The 17,806-nt window shown below is 50.0% G+C and carries 14 protein-coding genes and 1 pseudogene; 10 read left to right on the forward strand and 5 right to left on the reverse strand.

The features are described from left to right. Positions 1–6 precede the first annotated feature (6 nt). From BWM17_RS06840 to BWM17_RS06850, 3 genes are all read right to left on the reverse strand, one after another. The gene (locus tag BWM17_RS06840; protein ID WP_309493190.1) at positions 7–1,368 is read right to left on the reverse strand and encodes an amidohydrolase; all 1,362 of its coding nucleotides are present in this window, start codon (positions 1,366–1,368) and stop codon (positions 7–9) included. 185 nt (positions 1,369–1,553) lie between these two features. Beyond that, positions 1,554–2,945: a monomethylamine:corrinoid methyltransferase gene (locus BWM17_RS06845; RefSeq protein WP_309493191.1), complete on the reverse strand. Its 1,392-nt coding sequence runs from the start codon at positions 2,943–2,945 to the stop codon at positions 1,554–1,556. Next, complete coding sequence (locus BWM17_RS06850; RefSeq protein WP_309493192.1) at positions 2,938–3,624, reverse strand: corrinoid protein; 687 nt, start codon at positions 3,622–3,624, stop codon at positions 2,938–2,940. The genes BWM17_RS06845 and BWM17_RS06850 overlap by 8 nt, the downstream gene beginning before the upstream one ends. A gap of 139 nt (positions 3,625–3,763) precedes the next feature. Between BWM17_RS06850 and BWM17_RS06855 the strand changes: the two genes are divergently transcribed. The 3 genes from BWM17_RS06855 to BWM17_RS06865 all read left to right on the forward strand — a co-directional run bounded on the left by BWM17_RS06855 (position 3,764) and on the right by BWM17_RS06865 (position 7,038). After that, complete coding sequence (locus BWM17_RS06855; RefSeq protein WP_309493193.1) at positions 3,764–4,942, forward strand: BMP family protein; 1,179 nt, start codon at positions 3,764–3,766, stop codon at positions 4,940–4,942. Positions 4,943–5,035: 93 nt separating this feature from the next. Next, positions 5,036–6,103, forward strand: a complete 1,068-nt coding sequence (locus BWM17_RS06860) for an ABC transporter permease (protein WP_309493194.1) — start codon at positions 5,036–5,038, stop codon at positions 6,101–6,103. 20 nt (positions 6,104–6,123) lie between these two features. Beyond that, positions 6,124–7,038, forward strand: coding sequence for an ABC transporter permease (locus BWM17_RS06865; protein WP_309493195.1), 915 nt, complete (start codon positions 6,124–6,126; stop codon positions 7,036–7,038). Positions 7,039–7,082: 44 nt separating this feature from the next. Here BWM17_RS06865 and BWM17_RS06870 read toward each other — a convergent pair whose 3' ends face one another. Next, positions 7,083–8,612 (reverse strand): ABC transporter ATP-binding protein, encoded by a 1,530-nt coding sequence (locus BWM17_RS06870; protein WP_309493196.1) that lies wholly within the window; start codon positions 8,610–8,612, stop codon positions 7,083–7,085. A 258-nt stretch (positions 8,613–8,870) separates the two neighbouring features. On the opposite strand from BWM17_RS06870, the gene BWM17_RS06875 reads away from it, so the two are divergent. From BWM17_RS06875 to BWM17_RS06890, 4 genes and pseudogenes are all read left to right on the forward strand, one after another. After that, positions 8,871–10,202, forward strand: a complete 1,332-nt coding sequence (locus tag BWM17_RS06875) for an amidohydrolase (RefSeq protein ID WP_309493197.1) — start codon at positions 8,871–8,873, stop codon at positions 10,200–10,202. A gap of 153 nt (positions 10,203–10,355) precedes the next feature. Beyond that, a pseudogene (locus BWM17_RS06880) lies at positions 10,356–11,153 on the forward strand (diguanylate cyclase); the annotation flags it as partial. Between the two features lie 18 nt (positions 11,154–11,171). Continuing rightward, positions 11,172–11,426, forward strand: a complete 255-nt coding sequence (locus tag BWM17_RS06885) for a 4Fe-4S binding protein (RefSeq protein ID WP_309493750.1) — start codon at positions 11,172–11,174, stop codon at positions 11,424–11,426. A gap of 6 nt (positions 11,427–11,432) precedes the next feature. After that, a complete protein-coding gene (locus BWM17_RS06890; RefSeq protein ID WP_309493198.1) occupies positions 11,433–12,824 on the forward strand; it encodes an amidohydrolase in 1,392 nt (463 codons plus the stop codon). A 42-nt stretch (positions 12,825–12,866) separates the two neighbouring features. Here the strand turns inward: BWM17_RS06890 and BWM17_RS06895 are convergent, their stop codons facing one another. Beyond that, on the reverse strand, positions 12,867–14,252 hold the full coding sequence (locus BWM17_RS06895; RefSeq protein WP_309493199.1) for a dihydroorotase: 1,386 nt from the start codon (positions 14,250–14,252) through the stop codon (positions 12,867–12,869). A gap of 68 nt (positions 14,253–14,320) precedes the next feature. On the opposite strand from BWM17_RS06895, the gene BWM17_RS06900 reads away from it, so the two are divergent. From BWM17_RS06900 to BWM17_RS06910, 3 genes are all read left to right on the forward strand, one after another. Then, entirely contained in the window at positions 14,321–15,331 is a 1,011-nt protein-coding gene (locus BWM17_RS06900; protein WP_309493200.1) for an arginase family protein, read from the forward strand. Between the two features lie 68 nt (positions 15,332–15,399). Beyond that, positions 15,400–15,891 carry a 4Fe-4S dicluster domain-containing protein gene (locus BWM17_RS06905; RefSeq protein WP_309493201.1) on the forward strand — a complete coding sequence of 164 codons (492 nt, stop codon included), beginning with the start codon at positions 15,400–15,402 and terminating at the stop codon, positions 15,889–15,891. Then, positions 15,855–17,777, forward strand: coding sequence for an aldehyde ferredoxin oxidoreductase family protein (locus BWM17_RS06910; protein WP_309493202.1), 1,923 nt, complete (start codon positions 15,855–15,857; stop codon positions 17,775–17,777). Before BWM17_RS06905 ends, BWM17_RS06910 begins: the two co-directional genes overlap by 37 nt. Positions 17,778–17,806 lie beyond the last annotated feature (29 nt).

The raw sequence follows: 17,806 nt of genomic DNA on the forward strand, positions 1-17,806 counted from the left end.
GAAAATCTATCTTCGCCCCATAAGCTCTTGGGCGAACTTTTCTCCTATAGGCCGGGCTTTTTCCATTATCTTCTTCTCGTTCAGCACTTCGATTTTCCGGTCCCGCATCAATATTTTTCCGTCGACTATCACCGTCCTCACATGGCCGGCGTGGGCGAAGTAGACAATGTGGGAGAGAATGTTATCCTTGGTGAGGGGGAAGAACCGCGGATCGGCTAGGTCCAGCAGAACCACGTCAGCCTTCTTTCCTTTCTCCAAGCTGCCTACTTCTTTTTCTAGCCCCAGAGCTTTAGCCCCGTCCCTCGTCGCCATCCTGAAAATATCCCTAGCAGGCAGTAGGGAGGGGTCCAAATGGTTAACTTTGTGCACGCAGCCTGTGAATTTCATCACTTCGAACATATCTAAGGGAACAACCTGAGGGCCGTCTGTGCCTAAGCCTACGGTGATCCCTTCCTTCACCATTTCAGGGACTCTGGCGATTCCGAAGGCATATTTCATGTTGCTCATGGGATTGTGGGCGACTTTTGTGTCGGTTAGCTTGAAGAGTTTTATCTCTTCGTTGCTGAGCCAAATGCAGTGGAAGCCTATGGTCTTCGGCCCCAGCAGCCCTATGTCGTACATGAACTCGACGGGTCTCCGCCCGAACTTCTTCTTGATCACCTCCACCTCGTCCAACGCCTCCGCCATGTGGATGCCTATGCCGACTCCGTATTTGTCAGCGATCTCTAAGCACTTTTTGAAGTAGTCTATTTCACAGGAGTAGGTGGCATGAGGGTGAACCCGCACGTTAATTCTGCCGTTTTCAACCCTATGCCATCTTCGTATGGTTCTCTCCGTCATTTTCAAATATTCTTCAGGACTGTCCGCGTCTGGAAGTTTTCGACTGTCTAGGACTTGGGGGCATAAGACTGTCCGTAGGCCTGAGTCTCTGGCAGCCTTAGCCATGGACTCCGGGAAAATATGGCAGTCAAGGTGGGTTGTTGTACCGTTTTTGATCATCTCTAGAAGCCCTACTGTTTCGGTGATGCGCACGGTTTCTGCGGTGTGGTATTCGTAGCCGAACCAGATCAACTTGGCCAGCGTGTCGATGATGCCTTTCGCCGGCAGGTCTTCGATTAACCCTCGAACATAGGTCTGCCCCACGTGGGCATGAGTGTCCACCAATCCGGGGATAACTGCCATTCTCGCCGCGTCGATGACAACCTCTGGCTTATACTGCTTTTTCTTTAGCTCCCCGCTTCCCCCTAGGTCGACAATTTTGCCATCTTCAATGTAGACATCGCCATACTCGATGATCCGTCTCTCATTGCAGACGAGAAATCGAGCGTTTCTTATCATGATGGATTTAGCTCTTTTCAAACCGGGCATGGTCTAACTAATAAAAATACCCAATAAAAAATTTGCCCTAATTCTAAAAAACAGTGGAAAACGCTGGAAACATCCCGCCAACCCAGCGTAGGCGAGACGCCTCACTCGAAAAAACCAGTGCTCATATATGCCACTTTTTCACACTCACTCCTCAGCTGGGATTATAGGCATACTTACTGCTGCGTCTATTTCCATGGTTTTTGGAGGCCTAGGTTTTCGAGTTCTTTCCACACCTTCTCGTAGATGGCCTGCCACTCCGGGGTGGGTTGGAGGGTTTTGAGGTCGGTGCACTGGGGGAAGCTGAGCCCTTTTGGGGGGCGGCGGAGGCGGTCCTCGTAGCGGGGCAGCAGCGCCTTCACCAGCTCGCAGGCCTCCCCCCGCCTGAGGCCCGCCGAGGCCTTGACCACCTCCGCGCAGAACCTGTTCTCCAACCCGCTGGCATAATCAGGAAACCTACAACCCGTAGGACGAGTGCCCATCACCATGCATATGCCCGAAGACACTTCGGCGACGGAGATGCAGGCTGTTTCGTAGAGAAGCATGTCCGTGCAGGGGCCGCTTACCTGGCTGGTGACTCCGAAAGGCAGCGTGTTCGTTTTCATGCTTCTAGCCTGCACGGTGATGCTATTCGCCCAGATGGCTTCCCTTCCGCAGTTTCCGAAATACCTCACGTCAAGAATGTCGCTCTGGATAACCGTAGGCTGCATGACGGCGCACTGCAATACGTGAGCGGCTAGGGCTCCTACAGCTGCCCCTTCCGGGGGGCCTTCGTAGCCTCCGATCATCGTCCAATGCCCTGACTCGATGGGGGCGCCCCAGTTGATGGCGTGGGCAACCTTGTGCAGCAGCGAGTAATCTGTTTTCAAAGGTGAGGGAAGAAGGGCGATGGCTATCGCCCACGAGGGGTCAAAACTACCCGGAGCCCCGTAGCCGCCTAGGTACCCATATTCGGTGGGGCTGCTTTCCACGCCCCAAGCAGGCATTCCAGGTCTTCCCGCCCTCCTGGTGGCTTCTCTCACCAGAAGCCCTTCGTATTTTCCCCAAAGTGTCTCGTAGGGGGTTCCTCCCCTGCAGATTCTGCCGTGGAACGTCAGAAGGCAAGGGGATATCACTATGTCCACCACCCGGTATTGCGCAATAGCTTGGCAGACAGGGATGATGAGGTCTTCCGAAAACGTTATCCCTAGGGGAGTCATGGTGGTGATCGGGGGCTTTTTATCCTCCGGCTTCCTCGGCTCGATGACAACCCTGTCTGAACCCGATCCTAGGGTTAATCTGCTCGGCCTGTTCCTGAGAGCCTCTTTGAGCTCTTCTTCGGTAAACTTTATTATTCTTTCCGTAGCTAGGCACAGCATTCCCGTGCTGAGGGCAAGCTCGAAGCCGGCTTCCCAGAAATCGTCCACCAACCCGTCGTCTGTGTTCACAGGATTTTCAGGAGCGCACACACCGGTGAGTCCGTGTTCTTTCAGGATTCTCTTTATTTCTAAGGGTACGATCCTCGCTTCCCAGTCTTTCACCTTACAAACAGGGCCTGTGTGAGCTTTATCCAAAACCTCCAAAAATTTAGTCTCACTCACCGGGTGCACCTCTGGCGACGAGTCCGCTTACTTCCCTGCTGCCTTCCATCAGTATTTTAGCGACTTCAACAGCGTCTTCCGCGTATTTCCCCCAACCGTCCGCAGAGATTCTCTCAGCCCACTGTGGTGTGACAGGGGCTCCTCCCACCATGATTCTATACCTGCTTCTGACTCCCATGTCTTGAAGCTGGTCTATTACATCCTTCTGGTAGATCATGCTGGGGGTTATCAGAGAAGACATGGCGATAATGTCGGCTTTAACTTTCTCCGCTTCATCCACAAATCTACCAGACGGAACGTCGGCGCCTAGGTCGACGACCTCAAACCCAGCCACTTGGAGCATGGTGGCTACGAGATTCTTCCCTATGTCGTGAATATCTCCGAAGACGGTTCCGATGACAACTTTTCCTCTCCGTATCTCCCGCTTCTTTTCTTCAGGGATTTTAGCTGTTAAAACTGCTAACGCCTCTTTCACAGCGTCGGCTGCAAGGATTACCTCGGGTAGAAATATTTCAAATCTACTAAACTTATCTCCTATTTCCTGCATGAGCACTGTTACTTCCGAGATCGCGGCTAGCGGGTCTCCTCCTTGCTCTACGAATTTCTCCGCCATTTCCCTAGCGTCTTTTTCAGAGCCTATCCGAATGGCTTCTTTCAGCTTCTCAGTTACACTGCTCAAACAATGCAGCCTCCTATCCTGCTAACTCGCAATACCAATTAATCACGTGAACTTAAAAGTTTACTCCTGACTCTCTCAGCTAAATTTACCAAAAGTCTTATATACAGTTCCAAGAAAAACTAGGTACTAGGTGTATTCTATGTCTTCGGAAAATGTTAGTCAGCCTCGTAGAAGTGCGTTGAAATATGGTGTTGCTGCGGTTGTGGCTGTGGTGGTGGCCGGTGTGGGCGGCTACGCCGCCTGGCAGGCCACAAGACCCGCCCCAACCCCAACGCCTACACCCGCGCCGACGCCTACGCCCACTCCCACCCCAACACCAGCACCTACGCCAACCCCAACACCAACACCCACGCCAACACCCGCGCCTGCTCCTAAGAAGTTGAGGCTAGGTATTATAACTCCGACTCCCATAGAGGAACCGTGGAACTTGGCTCTGTTCCAAGCTTTAACACGGACGAAAGACGAATTGAACATAGAGTTTGACATATCAGAGTCTGTTAGTGTCGCTGACGCCTACACGGTGTTAAGCGGCTACGCGGAGGAAGGCTACGACATTCTACTCGCCCACAGCTGGTATCCCGACGCCATCAAAGACATAGCGGAGCAGTATCCGGATGTCTACATTCTGGGCGCTGGAGGGGGAACAGAGCTTAAAGTTCTCTATCCGCCTCCGGAGGAAGTCCCTCCGAATGTGGGCCATTATGACACGTGGATGCATGAAACCGGATACTTGGCGGGCATGATCGCTGGCTACATGACCAAAACCAATAAACTGGGCATTGTAGCCGGCTACCCGGTAGAAAACGCCAACAGGTACATGAACGGTTTCATCATGGGGGCCAAAGATGTCAACGCTGAAGTCCGCGTTCTCCTCACATGGATAGAATCATGGTTCGACCCGGCGAAGGCGAAAGAAGCCGCCATCGCCCAGATTGAAGCAGGAGCAGACATCATATACAGTGAAAGGCCCGGAGGCGAAGTAGCAGCGGAAGAGAGAGGCCTTTTCTGCATCGGCCAAGATGTTGACAACTGGGAGCTAGCACCCGAGGCCACGTTGACAAGTATCATGTGGATCATCGACCCGATATTGAGAGACGTCGTCAATGGTGTGAGAGCAGGGAAATTTGAGAACAGAGAATATGCCTACGGTCTAGCTGAAGGTGGAACTGATATTGCACCATACCATGGAACAGCCGACGTGGTGCCTGAGTGGGTTAAGGAAAGCGTCGCGGCAATGAAGCAGGACATCATCGAAGGGCGGGTAGTCATACCCCACATCGAAACAAAGCCGGAGGAATACTGGGGAGAAGCGCTTTAAACTCCCCTTCTCTTCTTTATTTTTTGCTCAGTGGAAATCCCTTGACATATTTTAGTAGCCAGCTTTTATAAGGCAAAACGGGAATTGAGGAGCATGGTCCATCTCCTCAAAATTGAAATAAAAAAGCGGGAAACCCCCTCAAAAGTCGCGGAGTTCATAACAGTAATCATAGCGGCCGTAGTGGCCCTTCTCATCGGGGCGGTTTTAATCTATTTAGAAGGAGCAGACCCTATCCTCGGCTATAAAGCTCTTCTCATAGGTTCTTTGGGGAATCGCGCCGTCTTTCTCGAAACCTTAGTGAAGATGGCACCTCTCCTTCTTGCAGGTTTAGGCATGGTAGTCGCCTACCAGTGTAAATTTTGGAACATAGGTGGAGAAGGCCAGATTTTCGCAGGAGCCTTGGTTACTACTTGGGTTGGGATAACTTTCACAAAGGAAAATCCCGGCATTTTACCCTTGGTTATACTGTTGAGTTTTCTAGGCGGCATGGCTTGGGCTTTGATCCCCGCCGTGCTAAAAGTGAAGCTTCAGATAAACGAGATCATAACCACTCTGCTGATGAACTTCATCATCATCTATTACATAGATTACTTGGTGCTGGGTCCGTGGATGGACCCCATATCGGTGATGCCTCAATCCGTGAGAATAAACCCTTCAGCTAGGTTGATGGAAATAGTTCCGGGAAGCCGGCTTCACGCAGGCTTCCTCATCGCCATGGTCTGCGCACCGTTGGTATACATACTTCTCCAAAAAACAGTTTTAGGATACCGGATAATGGCGGTGGGCAACAACCCTGAAGCAGCGCGCGCCGGAGGCATAGACATCGCCAAAACCATCCTCATCGCCGCTGCAATAAGCGGAGGCCTCGCCGGCCTCGCGGGTATGGGGGAAGTCAGCGGGCTTCATTACCGTCTCCGAACAGACATAAGTCCAGGCTACGGTTACACCGCCATCCTAGTAGCTTTACTGGCTAGGTTGCACCCCTTCCTTGTGGTGGTGACATCCTTCTTCTTCGCTGTTCTGTTTAAAGGAGGAGATGCCCTAAAGAGGGTGACGGGGGTGCCGACGGCTCTCATCCCCGTAATCCAAAGCATCGTTTTCATCAGCATTCTAGCCAGCGAAGTTATCACGCGGTATGAGATACGAATAAAGAGGCGGTAACACTGGTCTTCGAGGAAGTTGTGGTAGCAGGGCTTCTGGTCGCCACCCTGAGAATGACCACCCCTATTCTGTTTGCGGCTGTAGGTGAAACTATCACCGAACGCTCCGGTGTGCTAAACCTTGGAATGGAAGGCATAATGTTGATGGGCGCCATCGCAGGCTTCATCGCCACATTCACCACCGGGAACCCTTGGATGGGTGTTTTGGCGGCGATGCTCGTAGGCGGCTTAATCGGTTTAATTCACGCAATTTTATCCATAAGTTTGGGAGTAAACCAAGTGGTTTCAGGTGTTTCCCTAACCATTTTCGGAATGGGTATGTCAACCTACATCTACCGGGCGTACTTCGGAGCGCTTCCGGTTCCCCCATCTATAGAGCCTTTCAAGGTTCTGACCGTTCCCGTGCTGAGCGGGATACCGTTCATCGGGCCTTTTCTATTCCAAGCTTACCTTCTCACCTACATTTCCCTGTTTCTCGTGGTGTTTTTCCAATTTTTCCTCTTCAAAACCCGCTGGGGGTTGAGGATCAGGGCTGTGGGAGAAAACCCTGAGGCAAGCGACACAGCCGGAATAAAGGTGTTGCTTCTACGCTATGTGTGCGTGATTTTAGGGTCGATGCTGGCGGGGATAGGTGGCGCATTTCTGCCGTTGGCTATTGTTAAATTTTTCATGCCCATGATGACCGCGGGCCGCGGCTGGATTGCTGTGGCTGTAGTCATATTCGGCAGATGGATTCCCGTCAGGGTTTTGGGAGGCGCCTTACTCTACGGCTTCGTCGACGCTCTTCAACTTCGCCTTCAAGCTGTAGGGATAGGGATCCCCTACCAGTTTTTCCTCATGGCCCCCTATCTTGTGGTCGTCTTGGCTTTAACCGTAGTAGGAAGAAAAATGAAGCCTCCCAAGGGCTTGGCCATACCGTATAAGAGAGGCGAATAAGCAGATTTTTCTCCTTCAATTAATAATGGCTTACGGAGTATCCGTTACTCTGCAGATTTAGGTTTCACCCCAGCCATCATCAACCCAAGTTCTTCGATGTTAACTTTCTCCGTGGGGATTATGCCCATGATCTCCCCCTCATATATGACTGCGATCCTGTCGCTGAGGGAGAGAATTTCGTCGAGGTCCTCTGAAATGAGCAAAATGGCAGTGCCATTCTTCTTTTGCTGAACAAGCATATTTCGTATATACTCCGTAGCACCCACGTCAAGACCCCTAGTCGGCTGGGAAGCTATCAGAAGCTTGGGAGTCCCGTCCATCTCACGGGCGAGGATGAGTTTTTGAATGTTCCCTCCGGAGAGGTACCTCACATATGTTTTTATGCTCGGAGTCATGACATCGTATTTTGAAACCAGCTTCTGCGAATGCTGGTCAATTTCCTTATCGTTCAAAAACCCTTTTCGAGAAAAGGGTTCACCATCATGCGTCTTCAAGATGACGTTTTTTGTGATGGGGAAGTCGACTATCACCCCCTTCCCCAAACGGTCCTCTGGAATGTAGGCTACCCCTTGTTCGATCACTTCCTTCGTCGACCGGTTGCTTATTTCACGTCCGCAGAGAAGAACCTTTCCAGCCTTAGCTCTGCGCAGATTGACTAAAACTTCCTCCAACTCACTCTGACCGTTACCGCTGACTCCGGCTAATCCTAAAATCTCCCCGCGGCGTATGTTGAAGGACACTCCTTTAAGGGCCAACATTCCTCTATCATCTAGAGCTTGGAGATCTTTAACTTCAAGAATCACTTCGTCACTTTTCACCGGAACTCTCTCTATTTGGAAGATCACCTCCCGCCCCACCATCATCCTCGCCAACTCCCTCATGCTGGTTTTAGAAGTTTCAACGGTGGCGATAACTTTGCCTTTTCGGAGTACGGTCACCCGGTTGCTGATGTCCATGACTTCCTTCAGCTTATGGGTTATGAATATGATGGCGTATCCTTCCTCAGCCATCCCGCGAAGCGCCTTGAAGAGTTCCCTTACCTCCGTGGGAGAAAGAACAGCGGTAGGCTCGTCGAGGATCAATATGTTCACATCCCGGTAGAGGGCTTTCAGGATTTCAACCCTTTGCTGCTCTCCCACCGACAGCTCCCATATCTTAGCTTTCAAATCGACTTTGAATTCATGTCGCTTCATGATTTCAGATATTTTATTTTCTGCGCTTTTAAAGTCCAGTAAACCTCTCTTCTCAGGTTCCAGCCCGAGAACGATGTTTTCAATAACGGTCAATTCAGACACAAGCATAAAGTGCTGGTGGACCATGCCTATCCCAAGGCTGATGGCTTCTCGAGGTGATCTTATGTCTACTTTTTGACCGTGAACAAATATTTCCCCTGAATCCTTACGGTACAGCCCGTACAGTATCTTCATCAAAGTAGTCTTCCCAGCGCCGTTTTCCCCCAGCAGCGCATGAATCTCCCCCGCCTTCACGTCAAAATTAATATTGTCATTGGCGAGCACTCCGGGGAACCTTTTAGTGATCCCTCGCATCTCCACAACAGTTGACCCGATTTCCACTTTTTCGGCGAACGCCGGTTGAGAGGGTAGTTTTTCTTTAGGAGGGGGGTTGGCGGTTAGGCTGATTTTTCTGAGTCTTGATGCCACATATCTCACCAAATATTTTTTGTGGATGTCTATTTATGATGCTTCAAGTAAATTTAAGGGTTATGTGGATGAGCGTTTTAAAGTTGCATTCCTCCATAACTGATAAAAGCCTGTGGAAACAAGAATTTTAAATTCTCAAAAGGATAGATGATAGCAAAGGAGAGTGAAAGGTTGAGTTTAGCGATAGAAGGTGGAACGATAATAACTTTAGATAAAAACCGCCCCATCATCAAAAACGGGCTTCTTGTCGTTCAAGATGGAGAGATCACCTTCGTGGGGGAGAAGTCTGAATTTAAGGAAAGCCTAGACGTCGAAAGACGGATCGACGCTTCGGGAAAGTTCGTCTTCCCAGGTTTCATCAACGCTCACAACCACATGTTCCAGGTTTTTATCAGAAGCGTCGCGGTGGACATGGAGCTTCTGGACTGGCTGAAATTGGCCATATGGCCGTTTACCCAGAGCCTCACCGAGAGCGATATATATGTGGCGGCGAGGCTTGCCATCATTGAAAACATAAAGTCGGGAATAACCTGCATCGTGGACAATCAATACCCCCGATTCTACGAGCCGGTAGCTAAGGCGATGGATGAAACCGGTATCCGCGGAGTTCTCGCCTGCGGATATTACGAACTGAACGTCTTGGATGAGATGAAGACTGAACCCTCGGAAGCGCTTAAAAAATGTGAAGAGACCCTCAGGAAATGGGATAAAGCTGGAGGTGGACGTATCAGGGTATGCCCCGCCCCCATGCATCCCTGCTTCGCTTCCGATGAGCTCATCTTAAAATCCAAGGAACTCGCAGACAAGTATGATACCTATCTCCACATTCACACGGCGGAAAGCGAGAGAGACGTCAGAATGCTCATGGAGAGGACTGGAAAACGAGACGTCGAGTATCTCCACGACTTAGGGGTGCTGGACAGCCGGTTTCTAGCCGTCCATTCCGTATGTGTGACGAAACGGGAGATAGACCTTCTCGTGGCATCCGGTGCCCAGATAGTTCACAACCCCATCAGCAACATGTATGTCTGCGACGGTGTAGCCCCCATTCCTGAATATATTAGAAGAGGCCTCAACGTAGCCCTAGGGACCGACGGCTCCGCGAGCAATGGGAATCAGGATTTCTTATCATCCATGAAGTTCGCTGCTTTACTCCACAAAGTCTACCACATGGACCCGTCGATAATTAAGGCTCAGGATTCCTTGGAGATGGCCACCATCAACGGAGCGAAAGCTCTCTCCATGGGAGACCGGCTGGGCTCCCTTCAAGTGGGTAAGAGGGCTGATATCACCATAGTGGACATGTTCAAACCTCACACGGTGCATGTGCACGATCCCGTGGGTTCGCTGGTTTACTCTTGCACCCCAGAAAACGTGGACACAGTCATCGTGGATGGGAAGATTCTGATGGAGAACAGGCGGATAACCTTCACCGACGAAGAGGAGGAACTGAGAAAAGCCGATGAAGTGGCTCAGGCCGTTAAAGAAAGAGCTCGAATATAGAGTGGAGAAGCCGAAGTTATTCCGTCGAGAGTGACCCATGAACTCCCAATCGAAATGGGGCGCGGATTTTTGAAATGGTGAAACGGTATTTTTTATTAATCGAGTAAACAGTAAAATGTCGCGAGGTGAGCAGGAACGGATCTTTCCGTAGAATTAGCCGGTGTTAGGTTGCCTTTCCCCACCGCTCTTTCATCCGGCCCTCTGAGCCGGGACGGCGCCACCATCAGGAAAGCCGCTCAGCAGCATGGTGTGGGGGCTGTTTTCACCAAAACGATCATGGAAAAATATGAAGATACACCCCGGCCCAGCATGGCTACGGTTAAAGGCGGTTTACTGAATTATGACTGGCAAGCTCCAGGGATAAGCGAATTCTCTGAAAGAGAGCTTAGAATCGCCAAGGAAGGGGGGAAGCCAGTTATAGCGAATGCTCTGGGTTTGACGGTGGATGCAAGCGTAAAATTGGCTGCCGCCTTAGAAAAGGCGGGAGCAGACATGTTTGAGCTTCCCGTCCCAGCCGCCCCTCTGAAAGAGCTTACGGAGACGGTGAAGGCTGTCCGGGAGGCCATCAGCATACCTTTCATCGTAAAGCTGGGCCCTGACATTCCTGACATACCCAAATACGCTCGAGCCATAGAAAGCGTTGGTGTTGATGCCATATCAGGAATAAACACCTTCGGCCCCTGTCTCTCCATCGACGTGTACACCGGGAAGCCTCTGCTGGGGGCGAAATCCGGCTACGGCTACCTCTCAGGTTCGGCGATAAAGCCGCTGGCAGTTCGCTGCGTCGCCGAGATGGCCATGGCTGTCAGGATTCCTGTGCTGGGCGGCGGGGGAATAAGCAATGGCGAGGACTCTATAGAGATGTTCATGGCCGGTGCCACCTGCGTTCACCTTCACACGGCAGCTCTGCTACGGGGCTTGGGGGTATTCTCAAAGATCGTCAACGAACTAGAAGAGTTCATGAAGAAAATGGGCTACAGAAGCTTGGACGACATCAGAGGCATATCGCTAAAGTACCTGCGTAAAGAAGCCACCTATACTCTATTTCCAGCTAAAGTGGAAGCTGAGCTCTGCAACGGCTGCGGGGCTTGTGAAAGAGTATGCGCTTACGACGCTGTCAAGGTCGTAGAAGGTATAGCCCAAATAGATGAAGAGGCCTGTTTCGGCTGCGGACTCTGTAAAAGCATATGTCCCACCCGGGCGATCACCTTGCATAAAAGGTGAGATAACTTGGCTGACTATATCTTCGAAAACGGAACTGTTGTGACCATGGATGGGAAAGGGAAAATCATAGAAGACGGCGCTGTGGCTGTGGAAGGAAACAGAATTCTAGCTGTCGGAAAAACCTCCGACGTCAAGAGGAGACACAGCGCGGAAGAACGGATTGACGCCAGAGGTAAGGTTATCTTGCCTGGTTTTGTAACCTCCCACAATCACATGTACAACTCGTTGACACGCTACATGAAATTGTCCATCTCCCCGGAAATAGGCTTAGATTTCGGACCTATTCTAACTAGGTGGTGGTGGCCGAAGATCGAAGACACCTGCAGAAAGGACGATGTCTACGCTGGAGTTTTGCTGGCGAGCACCGAAATGGTTAAAAGAGGAATCACCTGCACCGCTGACCTTCAAGAAGGCCAAAACCTCATCCCCGGGGTTCTGGACTATGCTGCGAAAGCCGTGGAAAAGGTTGGAATCAGAGCCTGCCTTTCCTTTGAAGCGACGGATAGAGAAAGCGTCAAGAAAGGACGGCTGGGCCTCAAGGAAAACGAAGCCTTCATCAAGAAATGGAATTATAAAAAAGATTCACGCATCCGAGGGATGATGGGAGTGCACACATGCTTTTCATGCCATCCTGAGACATTAAGGAAAGCCAGAGAAATCGCTGACAAACACCGGTGCGGCATTCAAATCCACATCGCTCAAAGTGTATACGAAGTCAAAATGATCCGGGAAAAATATGGAGTGGGGGGTTCTGTTGAATTTCTAGACAAGCTAGGTTTCCTAGGGCCGGATGTGAATGCCGCCCACGGAATCTACATCTCAAAAAAAGAGCTGGAGATATGGCAAAGAAACGATGTGGGATTGTCTTTTAACATAAAAAGCAACGCCTTCTGGGCTAACGGCCTCGCCCCCGTGGTTGATCTGCTCCGAAGAGGCTGCAAGGTTGGTCTCGGCGTCGACGGTGAGAACATCTACGACATGTTTGAGCTGATGGCTTATTCTGCGGCGATACTTCGCCTTTACCATTTGGATTTATCTCTGATACCTCCCAAGCAGGCGCTTGAAATGGCCACCATGGGCGGAGCCAGATGTTTAGGGTTGGAAAAGGAAATAGGTTCTCTTGAAGCTGGGAAGAAGGCTGATGTTTTAGTTGCAGATTTTTCCGGCCACGCTCATTTAACGCCTATTTTTGATAAGCTCGCCGCCTTGGCATTCTATGTCAGAGGCACGGATGTGGACACGGTCATGGTGAACGGGGAGATTGTGGTTCGGGGGAAGAGGATTTTGACGGTGGATGAAGAAAAGATATCAGAGCTAGCTGCCAAAAGGGCTGCAAAGTACCAAGAGCGCGCCGCGTCCGCTCCGTTAAACCCTCCGTGGAACTTGCCGAAAAAGTGAAAGTCAACGCTTCTTATGCCTATGTAGCTCATCTGGGCAAGATTATTTTTTCAAAATATGGTGCCTTTGACATGGTACGAACCTACCTTTCCCAAGCTTACCCCACACTTCACCGTCCACCATCATAAGCTCTCCTTTAGACACAGTCATCACAGGTATTCCTTTCATGCGCCATCCTTCGAAAGGTGTCCAATCGGCTTTATGGTGAAGGCGGTCTGCTGATATTTTAAATTCCTTTTTCCTGTCGATGACCACGATGTCCGCGTCGGACCGCGGTTGGATGACGCCCTTCCTAGGGTAAAAGCCAAATATCCTCGCCGGCTTGGTGCAGCAAGCATCAACGAATCTTTCTAAGGAGATTCTCCCTTTGTTTACACCTTCGCTCATCATGAGCATAAGCCTTGTTTCAACACCAGGCACCCCGCCTTCAACCTCCCATATGTTTTCCCATCCCTTGTCCTTCTCCCTCTTTAGAGGAGCGTAGTGGTCCGTTGTGATGATGTCTAGGGAGCCGTCTGCCACTGCCCTCCACAGCGAGTCCCTATCTTCTCTGGACTTCAAGCAAGGGTTCGTCTGAAGATACGGCCCGAACTTCCTGAGGTCTTCTTGAGTGAAAAATAGAAAGTGTGGGCAGGTCTCACCGGTTAAAGGGAAACCCTCCTGCTTACATCTTCTAAGGAAATCTGCAACGTTGCCCGAGCCGACGTGAAAAATATGCAGAGGCACCCCGGCTTCCTCGGCAAACAGGATCGCTCTCATGGCAGCTTCATCCTCACATATTCTAGGCCGTGACTCTGCATGAGCAGTAGCATCGATTCTCCCAGCTTTTTTAAGCTCCTCTTGAAGGTGTCTTCTTATCTCTTCGCTCTCCGCATGAACTGAAACTATCCCCTTCGCCTTTCCCACTTTTCTAAACGACTCCAATAGGATTCCGTCGTTCATGACTTGTTCAAGCCCGTTGCAGTTAGCTAGGACATGTTTGAAGGATGCAACACCTTTCTCGGCCAAGCTGTGAATACAGTCCATGGATTTTTCATCCAATATGTAAACGTGCAGAGAAAAATCTATTAAGGACTCCCTCTCACCTACCATTTTCACCCTTTCAAAACTTTTTTCCACATCTTCCCCCCAGCCTGCAAAATCAATAACCATCGTGGTCCCACCTGCTAAGGCGGCCTTTGTGCCGCTTTCAAAATCTTCTCGGTAGCGAAATTTTTCCCCATTATAAATATGGACGTGGGCGTCGATGCCCCCGGGTATAATTAGGTTTCCTTTCACGTCAATAACCCTGTCTGCTCCAGGGAGATGTGCATCCTTTGCCACTGCTACGATTTTTCCGTCATCCACAACCAAACCCGCGTCCAGTAGTCCGTAGGATGTGAAAATTTTCCCGTTTTTCAAGACTAGATCGACTTTACTCACTTTCATGTGAACACCGGACTCGTTAACTTTAGATAAGATGTAAAGAAATAAACATTACCGAGATAGAGGGGTAAATGGTGAAATTCAAGCATAGGAAGCCGATGGACCCTCTAGAAAAACTGTTAACACCTACGATCTACGGCAACACGCCAACCTTCTTGGCTGTCCCTCGCGCGAGGGACAAGCGAGACCTTAAAGGAGCTGACGTGGCAATTATAGGCGGCGGCTATCAGAGTTTCGGGGAAAACCCTTGGAGGACAGATTTAGGTTTAACTTTTTACAGCCAAGGAGAAAGAACTTTTGAAATCCTCGACCCCATGCTGCTGAGAAAAGCTTCGGTGAAATACAGCGGATTTCTGCCAGAACTGAACATCGACGTGTTTGAGCATATAAGGCTTGTCGACTACGGAGATGTAACCGGCATCTCTCCGATAATAACCCGGGAAGACTGGGTTAGAGCTGTTCAGCGAACTGTTGAAAAAATAAGCGAAGTGTTGGAGGCGGGCTGCATACCTATCACCATTGAGAGCAGCATGTACGCTGTTGCGAAGGCCATGGCTGAACGGTCTAAGGGAAGCATAGGCATCATAACTTTGGATGCGCATGGAGATAACGCCTGTCCACCCCCGTACGTTGGCTGGGTTGATCCCGTTTCCACATTGGAAAAGGTAGACATGGAAAAATTCGTTCTGATCGGCATGCGGGGACCGCGAAACTTCAAAGAACAATTGGACTGGTATCAGAAACGAGGAAGCCATGTCTACACCTACAAGGACATCAAAGAAAGGGGCATTAACGCCGTCATCCAGGAGGCTGTCAAGATAGCCTACAAAGGAACTGAGAACGTCTTGCTGAACATAGATTTCGACGTATTAGACCTGAGTGTTGCCCCGGGATTAGATGAACCCTTGGGAATTATGATGGAGGACCTCTTAACTGTCACTCTCCGAATCGGTGAAAAAGGCTTCGCAGCCTTCAATATAGAGTGGATACCGAAGCCCACAGCGGCCTTATACCACATAGTAACTTGGACTACCTTATACTTGCTAGCCGGTTTAGCTATGGGCAGAAGAAAACTAAGATGAAAGGTCGCTACGGGTGCATTTAAATAAAACAGCATGCGTGAAGATGTAGATGGTTCTAGGTGAAATTGGTGGTCAAAAAAATTCTCTACGCAGACCCTTTGGAATGCTGCGGATGTAGAAACTGCGAAATAGCCTGCTCCGTGGCAAAGGAAGGCATTATGAACCCACATAAATCTAGAATAAGGGTTGTCCGAGAAGGGCCTGTAATCGACATGCCGATAGCCTGCCGCCAGTGCGCAGACCCTCCCTGTGCCAAACCCTGTCCCACCAATGCCTTGGTGAAAGAGAACGACTTAGTTGTACTTTATGAAGAAAACTGCATAGGTTGTGGTTTATGCGTGGAAGAATGCCCTTTCGGAGCCATTTTCATCCACCCAGATAAAGGAACAGCCATCAAATGCGACCAATGTGGCGAATGCCTCGATTTCTGCCCCACCGGAGCGTTAAAGCTCGTATCCACCGAAGCGGTGGCGCATGAAAAACGCATAGACCTTGCGCAAACTCGAGTTAAGGTGATTGAGGAATGGCTTTTAAATTCAAAGGATATGGCGGAAAAATAATCCGAGTGGATCTGGGCCGGGAAAAAACCGTTTCCCAACCGCTATCCAGCGACATGGCAAAGAAGTTTCTAGGCGGAAACGGCTTCGTCACAAAAATCTTATGGGATGAAGTTAAACCCGGATTAGACCCATTTGACCCAGAAAACCGGCTCATCTTCGCCATCGGCCCTCTTTCTGGTACAGGATGGCCTCAAGCCGGTAGGTTTGAAGTGGGAGCGAAGTCTCCTCTCACAGGCATTTATGGTGATGCCAGTTGCTGCGGCCATTGGGCGTCAGAGTTGAAGTTCGCAGGCTACGATGCCATAGTCTTCCAAGGGAGAGCCAGTAAACCTGTTTACCTTTGGGTGGATGATGACAAAGTTGAACTCAAAGACGCAAAAGATGTTTGGGGAAAAACAACCTCTGAAACCGAGAAAATACTGAGAGAGCAGCATGGCAAGGATGTTCAAGTTGCCAGCTGCGGCCCTGCTGGAGAAAATCTGGTGAGATTCGCCGGAATACTGCACCAGCGAAGGGCCGCTGCGCGAAGCGGGATAGGCGCCGTGATGGGATCTAAAAAACTGAAGGCCGTAGCCGTTCACGGTTCAAAAGATGTGGCGCTGGCTGATCCTGAGGGATTCTACAAGTTTTCAAGGGAAATCATTGAGCTGTATAAACGGGATAAATTCATCGAGTCTAGGGCTAAATATGGAACTCCGATTTTGGTAGAGCTGATGAACGAAATCGCCCGATGGCCTGTGAAAAATTTTCAAACAGGATATACTCCCCATGCTAAGGAAATAGGCGGCGAACGGATTAGGGAAGAGTATAGGATTAAGGACAGAGCCTCCTTCGGATGCTGGGCTAGATGTGAAAAACCTTTGATGGTAAAGCAGGGACCCTACAGGAGGATCTATGCAAAACAGCCTGAGTATGAAAGTTTATCAGCGTTAGGAGCTAGAAACTGGATTCACAATCTTGACGTCATCATCTACGCCAACGAGCTCTGCGACGAATACGGCATGGACACCATATCTACTGGAGGAACAATTTCCTGGGCTATAGAGTGTTATGAGAAAGGAATCATCACCAAAGAAGACACAGGCGGCTTAATTCTATCTTGGGGCAACACTGAAACCCTCATCGAGCTTATCAACAAAATCGCAAAAAGGGAAGGATTTGGAAACCTCTTGGCTGAAGGAAGCTTAAGAGCCTCTAAAAAAATCGGAAAAGGCTCCGAGAAGTATGTGATGCACGTTAAAGGGATGGAGATTGCTGCTCAAGACGGCAGAGCACAAAAGTCTATGGGATTAGCTCACGCCACCTCCAGTAGAGGCGCAGACCACCTGAAGGCTTTCCCCCTCCTCGACGAGGTTGTAATGAATGAATATATCGTAGCCCGCTATGGCCGAGAGTATCTTCCCGAAATGGCCAATAGGCTTGATATCAAACATAAACCCTTTGAGGTTAAAGACGGGGAGGAACTATGCGCCCTATGCGACAGTCTACTGCTGTGTAAAAGCGCAGGAACCAGTCTACCTCTCTTCACAGGGGCAGTTTATTATCCGGAAATGGCCAAAGCCGTTAAACTGGCGACAGGCATGAACATTGATGCATCAGGGATGCGGACGATAGGAGAAAGAATCGTCAACCTACAAAGGGCCTTCAACATCAGAGAGGGAATCTCGCGGAAAGACGATACACTGCCTTCAAGGTTCACCGAGGAACCAGCTCCCGAAGGGCCGCCGAAGGGGCATGTCGTCGAGTTGGAGCAACTGCTAGACGAATATTATAAGCTCCGGGGTTGGGATAAAGAAACAGGGCTCATCCCCCGAAAGAAACTAGAAGCATTAGACCTAAAAGATGTAGCCGACAGCTTAGAGGCCATGGGAAAACTTCCAAGATAAAGTCTTTTATTTTTTCCATTCTCAGCTTA

Origin of the sequence: Candidatus Hecatella orcuttiae (assembly GCF_002009985.1) — an archaeon.
Lineage (GTDB): Archaea > Thermoproteota > Bathyarchaeia > Hecatellales > Hecatellaceae > Hecatella > Hecatella orcuttiae.